Source organism: Stieleria tagensis (genome assembly GCF_024129865.1).
Lineage (GTDB): Bacteria > Planctomycetota > Planctomycetia > Pirellulales > Pirellulaceae > Stieleria > Stieleria tagensis.
The window spans coordinates 42,084-61,176 of sequence record NZ_JAMYFE010000015.1 but is presented as its reverse complement, the minus strand read 5'-3'; the positions used below and the strand labels follow the sequence as shown (position 1 = coordinate 61,176).

The 19,093-nt window shown below is 56.5% G+C and carries 12 protein-coding genes; 6 read left to right on the top strand and 6 right to left on the bottom strand.

Annotated features, from left to right (window positions below; genetic code table 11):
• Positions 1-295: 295 nt before the first annotated feature.
• Positions 296-1,732 carry a S1C family serine protease gene (locus tag NHH03_RS02195; protein ID WP_315861417.1) on the bottom strand — a complete coding sequence of 479 codons (1,437 nt, stop codon included), beginning with the start codon at positions 1,730-1,732 and terminating at the stop codon, positions 296-298.
• A 176-nt stretch (positions 1,733-1,908) separates the two neighbouring features.
• On the bottom strand, positions 1,909-2,316 hold the full coding sequence (locus NHH03_RS02190) for a TraR/DksA family transcriptional regulator (protein ID WP_253154098.1): 408 nt from the start codon (positions 2,314-2,316) through the stop codon (positions 1,909-1,911).
• 485 nt (positions 2,317-2,801) lie between these two features.
• Between NHH03_RS02190 and NHH03_RS02185 the strand changes: the two genes are divergently transcribed.
• Positions 2,802-6,512, top strand: coding sequence for an FHA domain-containing protein (locus tag NHH03_RS02185; RefSeq protein WP_253154097.1), 3,711 nt, complete (start codon positions 2,802-2,804; stop codon positions 6,510-6,512).
• 14 nt (positions 6,513-6,526) lie between these two features.
• On the opposite strand, the gene NHH03_RS02180 is transcribed toward NHH03_RS02185, so the two are convergent.
• Together NHH03_RS02180 and NHH03_RS02175 are read right to left on the bottom strand one after the other, a co-directional pair.
• Complete coding sequence (locus tag NHH03_RS02180; protein WP_253154096.1) at positions 6,527-6,976, bottom strand: response regulator; 450 nt, start codon at positions 6,974-6,976, stop codon at positions 6,527-6,529.
• A gap of 71 nt (positions 6,977-7,047) precedes the next feature.
• Entirely contained in the window at positions 7,048-8,310 is a 1,263-nt protein-coding gene (locus NHH03_RS02175) for a serine hydroxymethyltransferase (protein WP_253154095.1), read from the bottom strand.
• Positions 8,311-8,792: 482 nt separating this feature from the next.
• Between NHH03_RS02175 and NHH03_RS02170 the strand changes: the two genes are divergently transcribed.
• The 3 genes from NHH03_RS02170 (at position 8,793) to NHH03_RS02160 (ending at position 14,897) form a co-directional block, all read left to right on the top strand.
• On the top strand, positions 8,793-11,771 hold the full coding sequence (locus NHH03_RS02170) for a zinc-dependent metalloprotease (RefSeq protein ID WP_253154094.1): 2,979 nt from the start codon (positions 8,793-8,795) through the stop codon (positions 11,769-11,771).
• 60 nt (positions 11,772-11,831) lie between these two features.
• Entirely contained in the window at positions 11,832-12,119 is a 288-nt protein-coding gene (locus NHH03_RS02165) for an acyl carrier protein (protein WP_253154093.1), read from the top strand.
• Between the two features lie 198 nt (positions 12,120-12,317).
• A complete protein-coding gene (locus tag NHH03_RS02160; RefSeq protein ID WP_253154092.1) occupies positions 12,318-14,897 on the top strand; it encodes a sulfatase-like hydrolase/transferase in 2,580 nt (859 codons plus the stop codon).
• 12 nt (positions 14,898-14,909) lie between these two features.
• Here NHH03_RS02160 and NHH03_RS02155 read toward each other — a convergent pair whose 3' ends face one another.
• Positions 14,910-16,484, bottom strand: coding sequence for a sulfatase family protein (locus tag NHH03_RS02155; RefSeq protein WP_253154091.1), 1,575 nt, complete (start codon positions 16,482-16,484; stop codon positions 14,910-14,912).
• Positions 16,485-16,836: 352 nt separating this feature from the next.
• On the opposite strand from NHH03_RS02155, the gene NHH03_RS02150 reads away from it, so the two are divergent.
• Positions 16,837-17,742: an alpha/beta hydrolase gene (locus NHH03_RS02150; protein ID WP_253154090.1), complete on the top strand. Its 906-nt coding sequence runs from the start codon at positions 16,837-16,839 to the stop codon at positions 17,740-17,742.
• 13 nt (positions 17,743-17,755) lie between these two features.
• Positions 17,756-18,796 (top strand): nucleoside hydrolase, encoded by a 1,041-nt coding sequence (locus NHH03_RS02145; protein WP_253154089.1) that lies wholly within the window; start codon positions 17,756-17,758, stop codon positions 18,794-18,796.
• Positions 18,797-18,810: 14 nt separating this feature from the next.
• Here NHH03_RS02145 and NHH03_RS02140 read toward each other — a convergent pair whose 3' ends face one another.
• Positions 18,811-19,023, bottom strand: coding sequence for a hypothetical protein (locus NHH03_RS02140; RefSeq protein WP_253154088.1), 213 nt, complete (start codon positions 19,021-19,023; stop codon positions 18,811-18,813).
• Positions 19,024-19,093: the final 70 nt, after the last annotated feature.

Here is a 19,093-nt window from a genome sequence, read left to right as displayed (position 1 = left end):
AGTGACCCCAGGCTAAGCTATTGAACGCCGTTGGCGTAGAAGATGGGATTGAGTGCATGCGACTCTCCCAAGGGGTGGCACGCGAAACTGCACGACCTCCCTGCGGGAGAGTGAAGAGATCGAAATCGCAACCTGCCGATCCATTTGAATTGAAACGGCAGTTTAACGCTGGATTTTAAAACACGTGAGCGAGGGATTGAGCGTGTTGACGGGATCCCTCGCTGACGCGTCGGGTTGCCAAAAAACAATGCCTGACGCGAAAGCGTAACTTCAAAACGCGTTGCGGCCGGTTGATTCAGTTAACGTCGGTCAATTCGACTTCGGTGCGATAGCGTTTACCGTCGCGATAGATAATCATCGCGATGCGGGAACCGATCGGTGTCAGCCCGACCTGGGCGACCAAGTGATCATCATTGTCGACAGGCCGACCATTGAATTGAACGATGATATCGCCACGCTGTAAATTTGCTTTGGCCGCGGGTGATCCATGCCGGACACCTTTGACCAACGCACCACCATGGCCGGGCGCTCCCAACGAAACCAAGTTCGCCGATGTGAAATCGGGATCAAGCGTGACACCCAAATAGCCTCGTCGCAATCGCCCGTGACGAATCAATTCATCGGCGACTTGGATGGCCATGTTGATCGGGATTGCAAATCCGATTCCTTCACTGCCACCACTGCTGCTGGCAATGGCGGTGTTCAGCCCGATCACTTCACCACGCAGGTTCAACAACGGACCACCGCTGTTGCCCGGGTTGATTGCCGCGTCGGTTTGAAAGAAGTCTTGCAAGTCGATCTTCTGATCGCCGAGTGAGAGATCCCGCCGCCCCTTGGCACTGAGAATGCCAAAGGTGACCGAGTGACTGAGCCCGAACGGGCTGCCGATGGCGATGGTGAAGTCACCAATGTTGACCTGGTTGCTGTCACCGGTACGCGCCGCCGGCAAATGCATCTCGGGCACTTTCATGACCGCGACATCCGTGCTGGGATCAGCCAGGATCCGCGTCGGATGAAACTGCTGTCCGTCGGCACTTCGAAGCAAAATTTCAGCCGGTTGCGACCCCAGGATGACGTGGCGGTTGGTCAACACCCACAACCCATCGCCGAGCGACACGACCACACCGCTACCGGCTTCGTCATACGACTCGTATTGCCCGCCTTTGGTTTCCGATTTGTGAGCCTCGATGTGGATCACACTGGGTTTGACTAATTGGGAAACCTTACGGACCAGATTCCCCAGACGATCGAATGTGCTGAATTCATCTGCCAGTTCGCGGAACAGTTCTTCGCGGCGCTGGTCGATCGCCATCGCCGACGGCAACGAACTGGAGATCGGCCCCGAAGGGTCGATCGATGGGCGTAGCGCACGCACGGTGTCTTGAGCGGCTGACGGATTTTCGGCTCGGTGATCGATCGATGCCGTTGCTCCTGAACCACCCAGCAGTCCCTTGCCAACCGGCGCACTGCCGATCACGCTCGACGGAGGCGACTGCGCGGATTGCGCGGCGGGAGGAAACACCGACAACTCGCGATACGGATCCTGTGCCGTCAGCTGTGAGCCAATAACGGCGCTGGCTGCAACGGCAATGAATGTCGTGCCCGCCAATTTGAATGCGAGTCGGTTCGAGTAGCGCACCCGGAAGCGGGTGCGCCCGACAGAGCGATAGAAGTGTGCCATCAGAAGAGCTTCAAACAGGGAAACGGGAGGTTCGACGGGGAGGCGTCGCATTGTACGCATCGACCTTTCCAGGCAACGAACTTTTCGTCGGGCGTGGTTGCTATCCCTCGCCCGGCGAGAAGTAAGAATCGTCATCGCCGTTGCATTAAAAAACGACCGGATGATTCGACGTTTGTCGAAGCCATCCGGTCGTTAAAGTGGACCGTAATAGAAACAATCGATACCGTTTAGGCGGTGTCAGCCTGATAAGACTCAAAGACGCGGTTGAGCATCGCGGCGGGGTGAGACTTTCGCTTTTCGGCAAGTCGGTGACATTCGATACATTCGCGCGCATAGGGCACCGCGCGCAAACGGGTCAACGGGATCGGTTTGCTACACCCTTCGCAGTCACCGTAGTTGCCTTGATCAAGTCGCTCGATCGCTTCATCGATCGCTTGCAACTCGCGACTTTCGACTTCCAACAACTGGCTGTTCAGTTCCGACTGCACCGTGTCGGCAACGGCATCTAAAACATCACCGGTTTTACTCGGTCTGTCCTGCAAGAGACTCAGGTCACCGATCGCCGATCGGATCAGAGCGTCGCGCCGTTTCCGCAATGTCAGTCGAAGCTTCTCGATTGCATCTTTTCTAGCCATCAGATCACCTGTCTATCAATGAAGCGTCTTCTCGTCCGCATCAGCCGTCGAGAACCACCGGGAAATGTCTCAGCCGGAATCCCTTACGAAATTCCCCTGTCTTTAGTTTTCTGTTTTTCGTTAGCCTGAGCACCGATCTTGGCAATCGGTCGCCACCAATAGTACGGCGTAAGTTCGCAAAGTCACGCCCGAAAGAACCAGAAAACACCCTTGCAGGCCATTTAAGGGCCAACAACCGTCCATTTCTGGCATTTTAACCGGAATTAGTTAGCCGCCCAACAGCAATCGCAATGAGACAGTTGGAAATCCACACGTCCGCCCCCCCGTCGGAGCGGCAATAAAACAGATCCCAGTCGAAACCGGCTTCATCATCCTATTTTGCTGCACACCTGCCCCCCATCCGTCCGACACTCTGAAAACGGTCTTGTCTATCGGCAACGAACCGATTCAGACAATTTTGCAAGCAATGACTTAAGGAATTCGTGGTGAGCAACGACCACAACGACATCCAGTCCAACCCCTCCGATCTGCCCGAAACCACCGCCAGTGAATCGATTGCCGATTCCCGGCCGGTTGAATCTCAGCCGGAACACAGTGGCGAACCACAGGCTGCTGCCGCCACGTCAATCGTGTCGACGGCGTTTGAATCGGTCTCGGCCACGGCACTCGAATCGCCTCCATTGGCCGACACGGACCCGGTAGACGCCACGGCGACCAATCCGCAGACGGCAATGGAATTCCGAGTGATTCGACCCGGAGCGGCGGTCCGTCGTCTGCGGTTGACCGGAAACCGCTACACATTCGGTAGCGGTGAAGGCTGTTCGATTCGGCTGGATGACGAAACATTGCGACCGATGCATGCCGTTCTGTTGCGCGATGCCCATCGGATCCTGATGCGCGCCTATTCCGTTCCCTTGGAATGCAACGGTGCACGCACCACCGAGTCGACGTTGCGGGTCGGCGATGTCATTCGCATGGGCAACTATCGATTCGAGTTACTCGCGGCGTCGGGCATCACCGCTGCGACGGCGGTCGGACCGACCACTGCACAACCGAGTGGATCGTCGACCGAAACCCATCTGCGAAACAAACTGGCCGAACTCAGCCAGCAGTGGCATGCGCGGCACGCCGAATGTGAAGCGCGAGAAGTCCGCTGTGATGACCGCGAGCGAGTGCTGCACGGACGTGAATCAGAACTATGGACCCGAGCGGAATTTTTGCAGCAGCGTGAAGGCGTCTTGATCGGACAAGAAGCCGCGGCCAAAGAGATCCAAGCGACTTATGCGGAAACGCAAGAAGAGTTGAAAGCGTTGCGGCAGCGGCAACAAGCGGCTGCCGAAGAGTTGCTGGAAAAAGAGGCCGAACTGGAGCAGAAGAATGAACTCCTGCGCGAACGGCAATTGGAACTGCAACAACGCCAAGCGGAATGGCAGGATCGCGAACAACAGTACTCCGAACGTTTCGCCGATGCCAACGAGGAACTCGAGAAAACGCAGCAACAAGCCAAATCGGCCAGCGCGGCTGTGCAGCGAATGCGAGCGGATTTTTCCGCGCTCAACGAACAATTGACTGAATTGCGTGAGCGTCATAGCAAACTGCAACAGCGTGAAAAACGTGAGCAGCAGGAACACGAGCAACTGCGGCAAAAATTGGAAACCGAACGTGACGCGGCGATCGACGGCCGTGCCAGTAGCGAAGCCGAACGCTCGACCATTGCGACAGAACTGCAGCGTGTCAGCGATGAACTTGAACTGACCCGCAATGAATTAGCCGAAATTCGTCAGCAGAGCAAAACCAGCCAACAGGAATTGCTGGAGAAGATTCGTAGCACCAGCGAAGAAATGCAAACCACGCGGGAGCAATCCGACAGGGCGCGACGCGAGGCTGAAGAGGAACAGGCCTACAACGAAAAGCAGATCGAAGACCTGCAGCAACAACTTGCCGACGTCCGCTGCGACCGCCACACCGCCGAACAGGGTCGCCTGGCGGCCGAAACCGTTGCCGAAGAACTGCGGTCCAATATCCAGCACTTGCAGGAAAGCGTGGCTCAAGCGACTGCGGACGCCGACCAACTGCGTGACGACTATGAAGGCGCCAATGCATCGATTCGGCAGCTGGAGCTGTTGGTCGACCAAACCAAGCACAGCCAGTCGTCGCATCAGGATTCCTGGTCCGAAGAATCCGAGCAACTGCGGCAAACCATCGAAGACCTGTCGGTGCAATTGGCCCAGGCCAACGCGGAACTGGAACAACTGCGATCCGCTCATGAAGCGTTGTCCCAGGAGCTCACCCACAGCCAAAGCGAATCGGAATCAGCCGATTCGGTCCAGCAGTCACTGACCGATTCGGCACAGTTTCAGCAGCTTCAAGACGAACTTGATTCGGCTAAACGAGAGCTCGATCGGTTGCAGACGACGCATGCCGAAACGATCGCTCGTTTGCAAGCCGAACGTGAACTCAGCGAGTCGGAACTGCGTGATGAAATCGAACAATTGCGCAATGAGATCGCATCGGCACAGGCCGCCGTGCTGGAACACAGCACCCAGCACTTGCCCGGTGGGACAGCCATCGCCAACGACCAAGAGTTAGAACTGGAGTTGGAACTGGAGCAGGACGCCATTGCATCGGCTTCAGCGGACACCGTCAAAGGAAATCTATCGGATACCGCACGGGCGTTGTCCGGCGAAACAGAACTCAACCCGATCGAAGACGACCTCGCCAGCGAACGACTGGTCGAATCAGGCGATAGCGTTTGGCGGTTGGAATCCGAACAACCGGCCGAGAACCATAGCCATTTAGCCAGCTGGCATGACGAAGCCCCCGAGCATGGCGTCGACGATGTGATCGATAACATCGAACACCATGTCGAACAGGCGCTTTCGGACTACGACCAGGCATCCGATTATGACCAAGAATACGATCGGCTGCCGGAATCCGAATGGATCGATCCGGAATCCAAATCAACCGACTCGATTGATCCCACCGAGAGCCAATCGATCGATGATTTGCGTAGCACGACCCGACGTTCCAATGATGAACCATTGGACTGGTCTGCGTATATGCCCGGCGGCGATGCGTTGGAAGATGACGATGCAACGATCGATCCACGCGACGAAGCGTTTGATTCCGCTGTCGTGCAGCACGACCACGATGAAAATAAAACCGTTGGGCCACTGGAACAACTCGATAACGCCGCTGCCGCTGAAGAGACTGACGATCACGACGACGGGGAAGCGGCTGGCAGTCTGGCGGCAATGCTGATCCGCGATCTGGACGCTGGCGCTCCCGAAGTCGACTCACATGATTCCGACGATTCGGACCCGAACTTGGATTTGGAACCGGCCTCGGAATCGACCGCGTTGGAATCAGAGGAGTTTGACGAACCGGCCGATGACGACGATCCGACGTTGGTGATGAAGGCCTATCAAGCGGAAACAGACGACCCATCCAGCGACGAATCGCTCGAAGACAGCGAAGGAGCATGGAACTTTCATTCTCCCGAGCTGGAGTCCGACGATGACGTGATCGCCGACGATGACCCAGCGTCGCTAGAGAATCACGAAGATTCGCAGCCAGATGTCTCGCAAACGGCAGCCGCAGCGGGCAACGAGACCGTCTCCAATTCTGACTCGGTGCCCGACGATTCGATCGAAGCCTACATGAGCCGTCTGCTAGGCCGCGTGCATGGCGACAGCGCAGATTCCTCGTCCGATGCAAACCATTCGCGTGAGGATTCGTCCGCTCCGTCGGCGATCTCGGCCGACGCCAATCCTGGCCCCGATCCGGTCAACGACAGTGGCCCGATGGTCCCGCGTTCGCCGGCGCCGGAATCCAAACGCGATATCGGTGCGATGCGTGATTTGGCCAACCAGTCGGCGCGCAACGCCGTGGCCCGCAGCATCCGTATCCAAGCCCGTGACACGCAGATGCAAGCGGCTTGGAAAGGCGGCATGGCGATGAGCTTCTTGGCGATGGCGATCGGCGTCTACTTCTTCGTCAGCTGGTCTTCGACGATCAAGATCTCGATGGTCGCAGCATTCATGGTGCTGGCCGGAGTTTTCATCCAAGAAGGGTTCGTACTGTCACGCGAAGCACGTCGGCGACTCAAACTGGCGGACAGCAATTCGGTCGACTTGAAGAACGACGCCGCAGTCGCCGCGGAAATGCGAGCGATCCAAAAATCGGGCGAAGAGTGAATACGGGGGCTAAATTAGCTGGCCCGCTGGGCGTCTTCCATCGCTTGAATGTACTGCTGCAAACGCTGCAATTCGTCGGTGACGCCCTTGAGTTTCAGCATGTTCTCGACGCGCTTAAGCAACTGGACCTTTTGCACCGGCTTGCTTAGAAAGTCGTCGGTCCCCGCGCTGACGGCGCGTTCAATGTCGCCGAGTTCATTCAGCGCCGTGACCATCAGCACCATCACCCGCGAGGTTTCGGGTTTTTCCTTGATCTGTTTACAGACCTCAAACCCACTCAACTTGGGCATCATCACGTCCAACAAGACCAGGTCGGGTTGAAAGGACGCGACCTTGTCCAACGTGTCCTGGCCGTCGACCGAGGTTTCGATTTCGCACTCGACATCCACCAAGTAGGCCTCCAACAACTCGCGATTGGCAACGTTGTCGTCGGCGATCAAAATTCGATGGGGCGTATCGGGCATGGGACCAGGGTCGATCGGTGGGTGAAAGAGGCGGGGAACACGCGTGCGGGGATTCCTCCCCGCGTGCCGCACTAGGTAATCGTGGCGAACGATTCGCGGTCAGCCGGGACCGGAAATCCCTCGCACATTTCACGGATCTCGCTACGAATTCGACCGTGTAATTCGCTGTCTTCCGAGTTCGACAGAGCGTTGTGGATCCAAGTCCCGACGCGGCGCATTTCGGTTTCTCCCATGCCGCGACTGGTCAACGCGGGAGTTCCGATGCGGATTCCGGATGGATCCATCGGTTTGCGTTGATCGAACGGGATCATGTTCATGTTGACGGTGATACCACAGGCATCAAGCACCGACTCGGCAACCTTGCCACCCAGACCAACCGCGGTGACATCAACCAAGAGGAGGTGGTTGTCGGTTCCGCCGCTGACCAGACGCAAACCGGCGGCGGTCAGGGTTTCGGCCAACACTTTCGCATTGTCGACAACGGATTGGGCGTAGACGCGATAGTCGTCCGCCAGGGCTTCGGCAAAACACACGGCTTTCCCGGCGATCACGTGCATCAGCGGTCCACCCTGGGTACCGGGAAAGACATTGCGATTGATCAATTTGGCGTGCTCTTGCTTGCACAGAATCAAACCGCCGCGAGGGCCCCGCAGGGTTTTGTGCGTGGTCGTGGTCACGTAATCCGCGTACGGGACAGGACTATTGTGGATCTTGGCCGCGACCAGACCCGCATAGTGGGCCATGTCGACCAACAATTTCGCTCCCACTTCGTCGGCGATCTCGGCGAACTTGTCGTGAGGGATTTCTCGCGGATACGCGCTGGCACCGGCAACGATCAGCTTGGGTTTGTGCTCCCGAGCCATCGCAGCGATTTGGTCAAAATCCAATCGATGAGTGTCAGGCGTGACGCCATACGAATGAAAATTGTACAGCTGGCCGCTGATGTTCAGCTTCATGCCGTGTGTCAGGTGCCCGCCTTGGGCCAGGTCCAATCCCAACACCGAATCCCCTGGATTCAGACAGGACAGGTAAACCGCCGTGTTCGCTTGGGATCCGCTGTGCGGCTGGACGTTGGCGACTTCTGCGCCAAACAGTTCTTTCGCGCGGTCGATGGCCAACGATTCAACGACATCGACGTATTCGCAGCCACCGTAATAGCGGCGTCCCGGGTAACCCTCGGCGTATTTATTGGTCAATACACTGCCGGCGGCCTGCATCACGGCATAGCTCGTGTAATTCTCGCTGGCGATCATTTCCAAACCATCGCGCTGACGGACGGCTTCATTTTGAATGGCTTCCCAAATCTTGGGGTCTTGTTGTTGAAGCAAATTCATCGGGGCCCTGCGGTGGAAGAAACCTGGGAAAAAAACGGGAACACAGCAAGCGCTGGTGGCTTCTAAGGGATTGTTGATGGGGAACGAAAACGCGTCAATGCTCGACGAATCGGATTGCGACCAAAGTTCAGCCCCGAAAATCTCGCCCTGGGGCGACTAACTGGGTACAATCAACTGGTTGCTTTAGGCAGTTTTTGCCGGTTGAGCCCAAATTTGAGCCTTTTGAGGTTTCACTTTTGCCTGGGGCATTGGTTTTTGGTAACCCGAAGCGTCAGCAAGGGATCCCATTAACACCCTCAATCCCTCGCTCACGCGTCGGGTTGCGACAAAAACGCAACGTCAACAGTTGAGTCCCTGGAACAGCCCCGAGAGAAGTCCAGATCGATAGCCTCTCGCTGACCGCCCCCGCAACCATTGCCCCGCCCAAAGCGTGACCTACGCTTGCTACGTCAAAGTATCCACCCGATCCGAGTGTGCCTGGAATGAAATACGCCGTCGCCGGTTTTGCACTGCTGTCTTGCCTGCTAACCAGTCCGATCCGAGCTGTCGCAGCCGATTTGCCTGCGTTTGACAAAGTGTCCGAGGGCTACGAGGAAGTTGCTGTCTCGGATCAACAGAAACGCAAAGGTTTTTTCAATGTGTGGCAACGGGCCAAAGACGCGCAGCTACTGGGCGAATTGCCCAAGAACTTCGAGTCAAAAAGCTATTTTATCGCGCTGACGCTCAGCAGCGGTGACCGCTACGCCGGACTGCAATCGGGCGAACTGGTCGTCAAGTGGCGGCAGTATGACAATCGTTTGGCCCTGATCGCTCCCAACCTGTCGATCCGGGCGACCGGCGACGCGGAATCCAAAGCGTCGGTCAAACGACTGTTTACCGACCAAGTGCTGCTGGACATACCGATCGTCGCCAAAGGCCCCGCCGGCGGCCCGGTGATCGATTTGGATTCGCTGTTGATCGGCAACGCAGGCACCTTTTTCGGTCGCTCGGTCCGCATCTCCAACTCGCGAATCAGCAGCATCGATTCGGTCAAAGTGTTCCCATCGAACGTGGAAATCGCATTGGAAATCGTCGGCACCGGCGGACGATTCCAGACCCTGCACTATTCGTTCAGCGAAGTCCCCAGCCCCAGCAGTGGATTCAAACCACGGCCGGCCGATCAACGCATCGGTTACTTCATCACCACCTATTCGGATCTCAGCAAATACACCGACGACGAAACACGAATTCGCTACATCAATCGCTGGAATCTGCAAAAGCGTGATGCCAAGCTGAAACTCAGCCCGCCGAAAGAACCGATTCGTTTCTACGTCGAACACACCGCCCCGGTCCGCTATCGCCGCTGGATCAAAGCCGGCGTGGATTACTGGAACAAGGCGTTTGAAAAAGTCGGCATCGTCGACGCCGTGGTGGTCGAATACCAAGACGCCGAAAGTGGCGCTCACATGGAAAAGGACCCCGAAGACGTTCGCTACAACTTCATTCGTTGGTTGAACAACGATGTCGGCACCGCGATCGGACCGAGCCGCGTGCACCCGATGACCGGCGAAATCCTGGACGCCGACATCATCTTGACCGACGGATGGATTCGCTACTTCAATTACAACTACGACGACCTGATGCCAAAATTGGCGATGGAGGGCACCAGCCCGGAAACCCTCGCCTGGCTCAGTGAGCACCCGTCGTGGGATCCACGCGTACGCATGGTTTCCCCCTCCAGCGTCTCCGGTGTGCGAGAAGAAATCGCCCGCTCGGCGCGCCAGCCCTTTGCCGGATTTTCGATGGCCGCCGCCGACAATACGCTGATCGGCGATGACGAGTTTGATGGCCTGATGGGTCATCTGAGCCAAAAGAATGGCATGTGCATGGCCGCTAATGCTCGCAGTCTGGATCTCGCCCTGGCCCGCATGGATTGGGCATTCGCGTTGATGGATGACAAGGACGACGAGGCTGAGAAACTCAAAAAAGAAAAGGAAGACGAACAGAAAAAACCAGACGCTGATTCATCCAAGGCAACCGCCACAGACAAGCCAGACGACGCTGCGGCGGACGACGCGGATGACGACGACGACAAGGAGGATGACGAAGACAAAGACGACGATCAAGCAGACAGCGATGACGACTCCGCCGACATGCTCGATGGCATGCCCGATTGGTTTGTCGGTCCGCTGTTGGCCGATTTGGTCGCTCATGAAGTCGGCCACACGCTGGGACTGCGACACAACTTCAAAGGCTCCGCGCTGCACTCCCTGAAGGACATCAACAGCGACGACCTGAAAGGAAAGAAGACGATCACCGCTTCGGTGATGGATTACTCGCCGATCAACTTCCGTTACGAAACCGGCGACGTGCAAGGCGATTACGCCATGATCGACATCGGTCCCTACGATTTCTGGGCAATCGAGTACGGCTACACGCTCGAGGATAAAAAGCTGCCGGAAATTCTGAAGCGCTGCGTCGAACCCGAACTGCAATACGCCACCGACGAAGACACCAGCGGCCCTGACCCACTGGCACGTCGCTACGATTTTTCGGCTGACCCGCTGGACTATGCCCAAGAACAAATGCAGTTGGCAAAACTGTACCGCAGCCGGATCTTGGACAAATTTGTCAAAGACGGACAGAGCTGGTCCAAAGCGCGTCGCGGTTACGAATTGACGCTTTCGATCCAAACACGTGCCGCCAGCATGATGGCCAACTGGGTCGGTGGAGCGTTTGTCAATCGCGACAAGAAAGGTGACCCGGAAGACCGTGCACCGGTCGAGGTCGTCCCCGCCGCCCAACAACGCGCGGCCTTGCAATTCGTCATCGACCAGACCTTTGCCGACGACGCCTTTGGATTGACTCCCAAACTGCTCGAACGCATGACATCGGACCAATGGCTCGACTCCGGCGCCCACTTCGGCGTCTCCGGCGAAGCGACCTGGCCGATTCACGATCGCGTGCTCGGCTTGCAAGCTTCCGCACTGACTTGGTTGATGAACCCGACCACGTTGCGACGCGTCTACGACAATGAACTGCGGTTGTCGGCCGACGAAGACACGTTGACCCTGCCGGAATTGCTAAACACGATCAGCAGCGCCGCTTGGACCGAACTCGATTCGGAATGCCCCGAGAATCGCAGCAATCGCAAACCGATGATCAGCTCCTTGCGTCGCAACTTGCAGCAGGAACACGTGCAACGGTTGATCGATTTGATTCTGGAAAAGAACGATCGCACCGCGGCCTACAAACCGATTAGCGATTTGGCTCGGATGCAATTGATCGACTTGCAAAGCAAGATCGAAAATCGGATCAAACAGTGCGAAGAAAAAATGGACGCCTACTCGCGTGCCCATTTGCTGGAAGTCTCGATGCGAATCACGCAAGCTCTGAAAGCGGGCTACACGTACAATTCGACGCAACCAGTCAGTCAGCTGATGATGATCTTGGGTGAAACACCCGAGTCCACACCGCGCTGATCGACCGCCATAGAAACGTGAACATGCCAAGCGTTTGATGTACCCATCAGGACACGAAAGATGAAGCTGGACGGTTTCTTAATTCGTGTCCTGATGGATCCCTACTGCATCACGCTGATCACCGTGGCGGTGTTCACCACGCTGGTGATCCTCTCTGCCAGGCGAAGCCGACGCAGTTTCAACGAGCGTTGGCCATCTCTTAGCGACGAAGAATTTGTCGCAAAATGCTCACCCGGTGTATCGCCTGACACCGCGCTGCGAGTACGACGAATCATTTCCGAGCAACTCGGCATCCCCTACGATCGCATTCACCCCGATCAAGACTTCGTTCGTGATCTTGACTGCTGAGGGTTCGCCCGCGAAGCACAGCAGGATGCGGCATTCGGGCGATACCCGATTGACCCTTTGCCATTCATTTGACTGGCCGGTTTCGCGGGGGCACCGAGATTTGACTTGTGAAGTGAGAATGATGAAACTGCCGGGGGAACTGAACTCGGTTCCCTGGCGCCGAGGGATTGAGAGACGGTTCAAACAATGGGATTCAACATGATTCAGTTTCTTGCCGAGTCGACACGCGTTGCTGCATTCAAGGGTTGTCGCCGGCCATTCCCGCGTCGTTTGCAACACCGTGTGAGCACGTTTGCCTTTTTGACGCTGGCGGCGCTGTTTGCGCAATCTCTGTCTATGACGTCGGCGAATGCCGAATCCGCCGCTCGCCCGAACGTGGTCTTGATCCTGACCGACGATCAAGGATGGGGTGACCTGGGGGTGCATGACAACCCAATCATCGCAACTCCAACACTCGATCGACTGGCCGCAGAAAGTGTGCAGTTGCAACGATTTTATGTCTCTCCCGTTTGTGCGCCGACGCGCGCGGCGCTGTTGACCGGCCGCTATCCCGAACGCTGCGGTGTCAGTGGTGTGACAGGTCGCCGCGAGGTGATGCGCAGCAGTGAAACAACAATTGCGGAACTCTTTCACGATGCCGGCTACGCGACCGGATGTTTCGGAAAATGGCACAACGGCCAGCAGATGCCGCTGCATCCCAACGGCCAGGGTTTCGACGAGTTCTTTGGTTTCTGTGGCGGTCACTTCAACCTGTATGACAACCCGCTGCTAGAGCGAAACGGTCGTCCGGTGCAAACCAGCGGCTACATCACCGACTTGCTAACCGACGCAGCCATCGAGTTTATCCAGACGCCGCGGGAGCAACCGTTTTTGTGCTATGTGCCTTACAACGCACCTCACGGACCGTTTCAAATCCGCCAGGATCTGTTCGACAAATACAACACCGGCGAGATCCCAGAAAAAACGGCAGCGGTTTACGCGATGGTCGAAAACATCGACACCAACGTCGACCGAATCCTGGACAGCCTTGACCAGCTTGGCCAATCCGACAACACGATCGTTCTGTTCTTGACCGACAACGGCCCCAACGGAAAGCGTTTCAATGGTGGAATGCGAGGAATCAAAGGCAGTGTGCACGAGGGCGGTTGCCGCGTTCCGTGCTTCGTCCGCTGGCCGGGCAAACTGACGCCCAAGACCGTGTCGCCGCTGACGGCTCACATTGACCTGCTACCGACCTTGGCCGAATTTTGCGGCATCACAGTCCCCGACCGATTGGAACTGGATGGGCGTAGTCTGGTGACACTGATGCAAAATGGTTCCGATGCCTCGCTCGATCATCGCCACCTGCTGACCTATCGCCCCAACCAATTGCATCTGGAAAAATTTGGCAAAGCCGCTGTCCGCACCGATCGCTTCCGGCTGACAATCGAACAGGGCAAACCCGCCTTGTTCGATCTGTCTGTCGACCCCGAACAAACAACGGACATCGCAGAACAACAGCCGCAAGTCATGCAGCGCTTGCAAGACGAGATTCGACAGTATGTCAAAACGATTGGTCCCAGTATCACCGCGACAGCCTTTGTGCCTATCGGCCAACAACGGCCAACGTTTATTCCCGCTGTCGATGCCATGCTGCAAGGCAACCCACAGTTTGCCGATGGAATCAGTTGGGCACACAGTTGGATTGACAACTGGTCCGCCCCGGCCGATCAAATCAGCTGGCCGGTCAATTTCGAACACGCCGGTCGATACCAAATCAGCTTGCATTCGGTTTGTGATTCTAACGATGCAACGGTGAGCGTCACCGTCGCCGGACAAACGGCACAGACGGACATTCAGCGCTACGCATCAAAGGCCACTGTGCGACCCGATTTGGATTCCGAAGCCACGCCCCGGCGAATGCAAACCTTCCGCGAGCAACCTTTGGGGATCATCGAAGTCGATCAAGGCCAAACCACGATCGCGTTGACGCGGTTGGACAACAGCGGTGCCAAGATGGAAGTCGGCGGAATCACGATCGCCAGTGCTGACATCCCTGACAAATCACAGTTTCATCTGTTCCTACTGGCCGGGCAATCTAATATGGCCGGACGTGGCAAACCAATCCCGGCGGACAAACTACCGGACACCGGCATCCTGATGCTCGACCGTTCCGGCACCTGGGTTCCAGCCGTTGATCCATTGCATTTTGATAAATCCGTTGCTGGCGTGGGACTCGGACGCCAATTCGCCCGACGGTATGCCCAGGCCCACCCCGGTGTCACGGTGGGGCTGGTCCCATGCGCCGCCGGCGGATCTCCCATCGCAAGTTGGACTCCGGGCGGTTTTCACAATCAAACGAAATCGCATCCCTATGACGACGCCATGCGGCGGATTGAAATTGCATCCCAGTCAGGTGTATTTCATGGCATCCTGTGGCATCAGGGCGAATCGGATAGCAAACCGAACCTGGCTCCAGAATACAAAACCGCCCTGGCGCAGTTGATGGAACGTTTTCGAGAGGTACTGGGGCAGACGACGCCGATCATGATCGGCGGCCTGGCCCAGAAAAATCGCCAGGACTGGAGCGAAAGCCGCGTCTTGGTCGATCAAGCACAGCGTGAACTGGCCGACGAATTGCCGGCCTGTGAGTTTGTCGAATCAAATGATCTGACGCTCAATCGTGACAACGTGCATTTCGACCGCGAGTCGCTGATGGAATTCGGCCGCCGCTATGCCGATGCGCTGGCACGCATCGAATCAAACGCACAGGCTGATGCAGCGACATCAGCCGACTGAGGCTGTCCCGGATCATTTGCGTTTCGCACGTGGTTTCGCAATCGGTTTTTCCATCACGACATCGGTGTCGTTTTGAAGTGTTGGTCCGGGTGTGGTCCGTCCATTGACGATTGCGGTCATCAGCATCGTCTTCATCTTCACCACTCGCGATGGATGTTGGTCGACAAGATTGGTTTGCTCGCCCGGATCCGTCGCCAAATCATACAGTTGCATCGGTGGTAATTTCGACAGATCATCACGCCCCGGACGCGGGCTACTCCAACCGCCTGATCCCGGACACACGCACAGTTTCCAGTTGCCGTCGCGGATGGCAAATTGACCACCGATCGATTGCGAAATGATCGAGTCACGAACCACCGGTTCAGGCTGACCGAGCAAGGTCGGCAAAAAAGAAACACTATCTTCGGCTTCATCGGACGCCACGGTGGCTCCCGTGATCGCAGCGGCGGTGGCTAAAAAATCGAGTTGCCCGACCAAGTGCTTGGTGCGGGATCCGGGTTTCACCTTGCCCGGCCAGCGGACCAAAAAAGGAACCCGATGTCCGCCTTCAAAGATGTCGGCTTTATGGCCGCGATAGATATAATTCTGGTCGTGGCCGGCGGCTTCCAATTCAGCAATTTTTGCCGAGGGCGAACAACCATTGTCCGTCGTGAACACCACCAGTGTTTGATCGCTGATGTCGTTCTTGTCCAGCGCGTCCAAGACCTGACCGACCGTCCAATCGACCTGCATCGTGAAATCGCCATAGACGTTGATCCCGCTTTTTCCTTGCCACTTTTTGGTCGGAACAATGGGGGTGTGCGGGGCATTCAGAGGAAAGTAGATGAAAAACGGTTGCTCCGAAGCAGCATTTTCGTTGATAAAACGGACGGTTTCGTCGGTGAGGGTCGGCAGAACATCCACCGCCTCGAAATCCGCACCGGCGGGACCTTTGCGAGGGAATGCTTTCTCCACCGTCGCTTTCTCGGTGGGCACGCGGTTGCGAACAAAGACATAGGGCGGCATGTCGAGTGAGGCGCTGATCCCAAAGAAGTAGTCAAAGCCAACATCGTTGGGACCGCCGGTGATTTCGCCTTCGTAATCAACATCCCAACCCTTGGCATAGCTTTTCGAGAAATCACCCTGGTCATCTGCGACGCCGCCCTGCTTGAGCGGCCAATCCCACCCCAAGTGCCACTTGCCGATACAAGCCGTTTTGTAGTCTCGGTCTTTCAGCATCGACGCGACCGTCAACCGATCTTCGGAAATCAATGGTTTGGAAAACCCACCCAATACTCCCCGTTGCAAATGGGTCCGCCAGTGATAGCGACCGGTCAGAACAGAGTACCGCGTCGGTGTGCAGACTGACGATGAACTGTGTCCGTCTTCGAAAATCATTCCCTCGCGGGCAAGGCGGTCAATGTTCGGTGTGGGAATCTTTGAATCCGGGTTCAATGCGCCAACATCACCAAACCCTTGGTCGTCGGCCAGAATGAAAATCATGTTGGGGCGCATCGGTTTGGCCGCATCGGCCGACGGCATCGATAGCGATTGAATCCAAGGCGTGGCAAACACGACCAGCGTCACGATTGCCGGCGACAAACGCATTGAACGACAGATCGATCGGAGAAAAACAGCTGGGGAGCTGGAGGGGGAAAATGGCATCTTACATCCCAGTGACAAGCACACGTTGTTTCAAGCGCCAACTTGATGTCGTGCGCAGTCGTTGTTAGCGGTGATTGATAGCAGCGCCCAATGTCGGGAAACACTGATTTGGCAAAACAGGCCGCCGCCAGTGTCTGCTTTCTCGCAACGGAAGTCAAATTTTGACAACCGCCATCTCGGACCTATCAGTTGGCCAGCGACAGAGCCTGCATTGACACCCGGAGTTCAATTCGGATTACACTGCGGGGCCAATTTCACTGCTTGATGAACTTCACTTGCCCGCATCCCTCCGGTCATGAATATGAAATCTGCTCGGTTCTGTCTTCTGTTTCTTTCTCTACTGCCACTGCGTTCTGCGGATGCCCAGTCCTCTCATCACAGCGTTGTCTATGACGACCGGACGGTGCATAGCGATATTTTGAACGAGGATAGAAAATACGCGGTGTATTTGCCGCCGGGCTACGAAACGTCGTCACGCAGTTATCCGGTGTTGTACTTGTTGCATGGCGCCGGTGACGACCAAACCGGATGGGTCCAATTTGGCGAAGTCCAGCATTTGGCAGACAAAGCCATCGCCGATGGATCGGCGACACCGATGGTGATCATCATGCCGGATGCCAACACTGGCAAACGCGGTTATTTCAACGACATTCGTGGCGACTGGAATTACGAAGACTTTTTCTTTCAGGAACTGATGCCACACGTGGAACAGAAATACCATGTGAAATCTGAGAAGCGGTATCGCGCGGTTGCCGGGCTGTCGATGGGCGGCGGCGGATCGTTCATGTACGCCTTGCATCATCCCGAACTGTTTTCGTCGGCATGCCCCTTGAGCGCCTATGTTGGCCCATTGAACTTAGACGACGCCAAGAAGCGGATTAACGCAAAACCCAAAGACGACCAAGAAGAAGCTTTGGAACCGGTGCCGGACGACCAGATCCAGGAATACCTGAAAGAGCACAACGCCTTGGAATTGGTGAAATCGATGCCCGCCGAAAAAGTGGGTAGCGTTCGTTGGTATATCGATTGTGGCGACGATGACTTTTTGTACGAAGGCAACTCGTTGATCCACCTGGAAATGCGAAAGAAGGAGATCGAACACGAATACCGAGTGCGTGACGGCGGCCATCGCTGGAGTTACTGGCGCGGTTCATTGCCATCGGTCTTGAGCTTTGTCTCCGAAGCCTTTCACCAACACTGATCTTTTCTTGCAGATGAAAAAAATGATTCCGTTGCGGACGATCGCCTTCCTTGCGATCAGTTGGATGGTGTCCCTGGCCGATCCGACGGCTTCCGCCCAAGACCAACAATCGGCCGCATTCGATGCCCCGGTTCACGTCATCTTTGACACGGACATGGCCAGCGACTGTGACGACGTCGGGGCATTGGCGGTGCTGCACGCGTTGGCCGATTCCGGCGAAGCGGAGATTTTGGCGGTGGTCACTAACCGCAAGTGCCCGGCCAATGCTTCGGCGGCGGTCTGTGATGTCGTCAACACATTTTACGGGCGTCCCGACATTCCGATCGGCAGTGACAAAGATGGTGCGAAAGTGACCTGGAACAAACCCAGCAGTTTCACGCCGTCCCTGCGAGACGAGTTTCCGCATGACATGCCGGCCGATGATGCCGCGCCAGACGCATTGGAGATCTACCGTAAAACCCTGGCGTCCCAGCCAGATCGGTCCGTGGTGATTTGCAGTGTGGGTGCGCTCAGTAATCTGGCGGACCTGTTGGATTCGCCCCCCGACCAGCACAGCCCGCTGCATGGAGACGCCTTGATCCGACAAAAAGTAAAACAGACCGTCGTGATGGGCGGCCACTTTCCACGCTCGGCGCAACCGGAGACCAACATTCGTCTGGATCCTGCGGCCGCCGTCACCGTGGTGAACCGCTGGCCGACCGAGATCATCTGGCAGGGCTATGAAATCGGTGCGGTCTTGCATTGCGGCAAAACACTGCGGCAAGAAGCGGCCGATAATCCGGTGCGACGCGCCTTTGAGATCAGACCGTTTTTAGGCGGTAAAGCGATCGACCACGGGAAACCAGCCCACGACCAAGCCGCCGTATTGATCGCGGTACGCGGCATCGATCCGAAACGATGGAAGCTCAGTCCGATTGGGCATGTGGTTGTCGATTCGGACGGTCACACCGAGTGGCGTCCGGAACAGAACGGACGCCATCGATTCGTGCAATTTGCCACACGTCCCCAGCGGATCGCCGAAACGATCGAAACGCTGATGCAACGCAAGCAATAGTGGACCGACCGGAGTCAGTTGCCCGGCGGCGGTGCCATCTCGACCGCCTGTCGTTTCATCTCTGCTTTGAAGTCGGCGATCGCTGCGGCGTCGGCACTGTCGGTGACACTCGACGTTTGGCTGCTACCGCAACCGGAAAGCCCAGTCATCACGATGCCTAAACAGACGGCGACCAGCCATCGAGAACGGCGACTGGACGGGGAAGTCATAGCAAACGAACGAAGCATTGAATCTTTCATTGGATGGATGTGAGAACTGTTGTCGTGTGAAGGGACGGTGACAGGTTGGATCGACCGG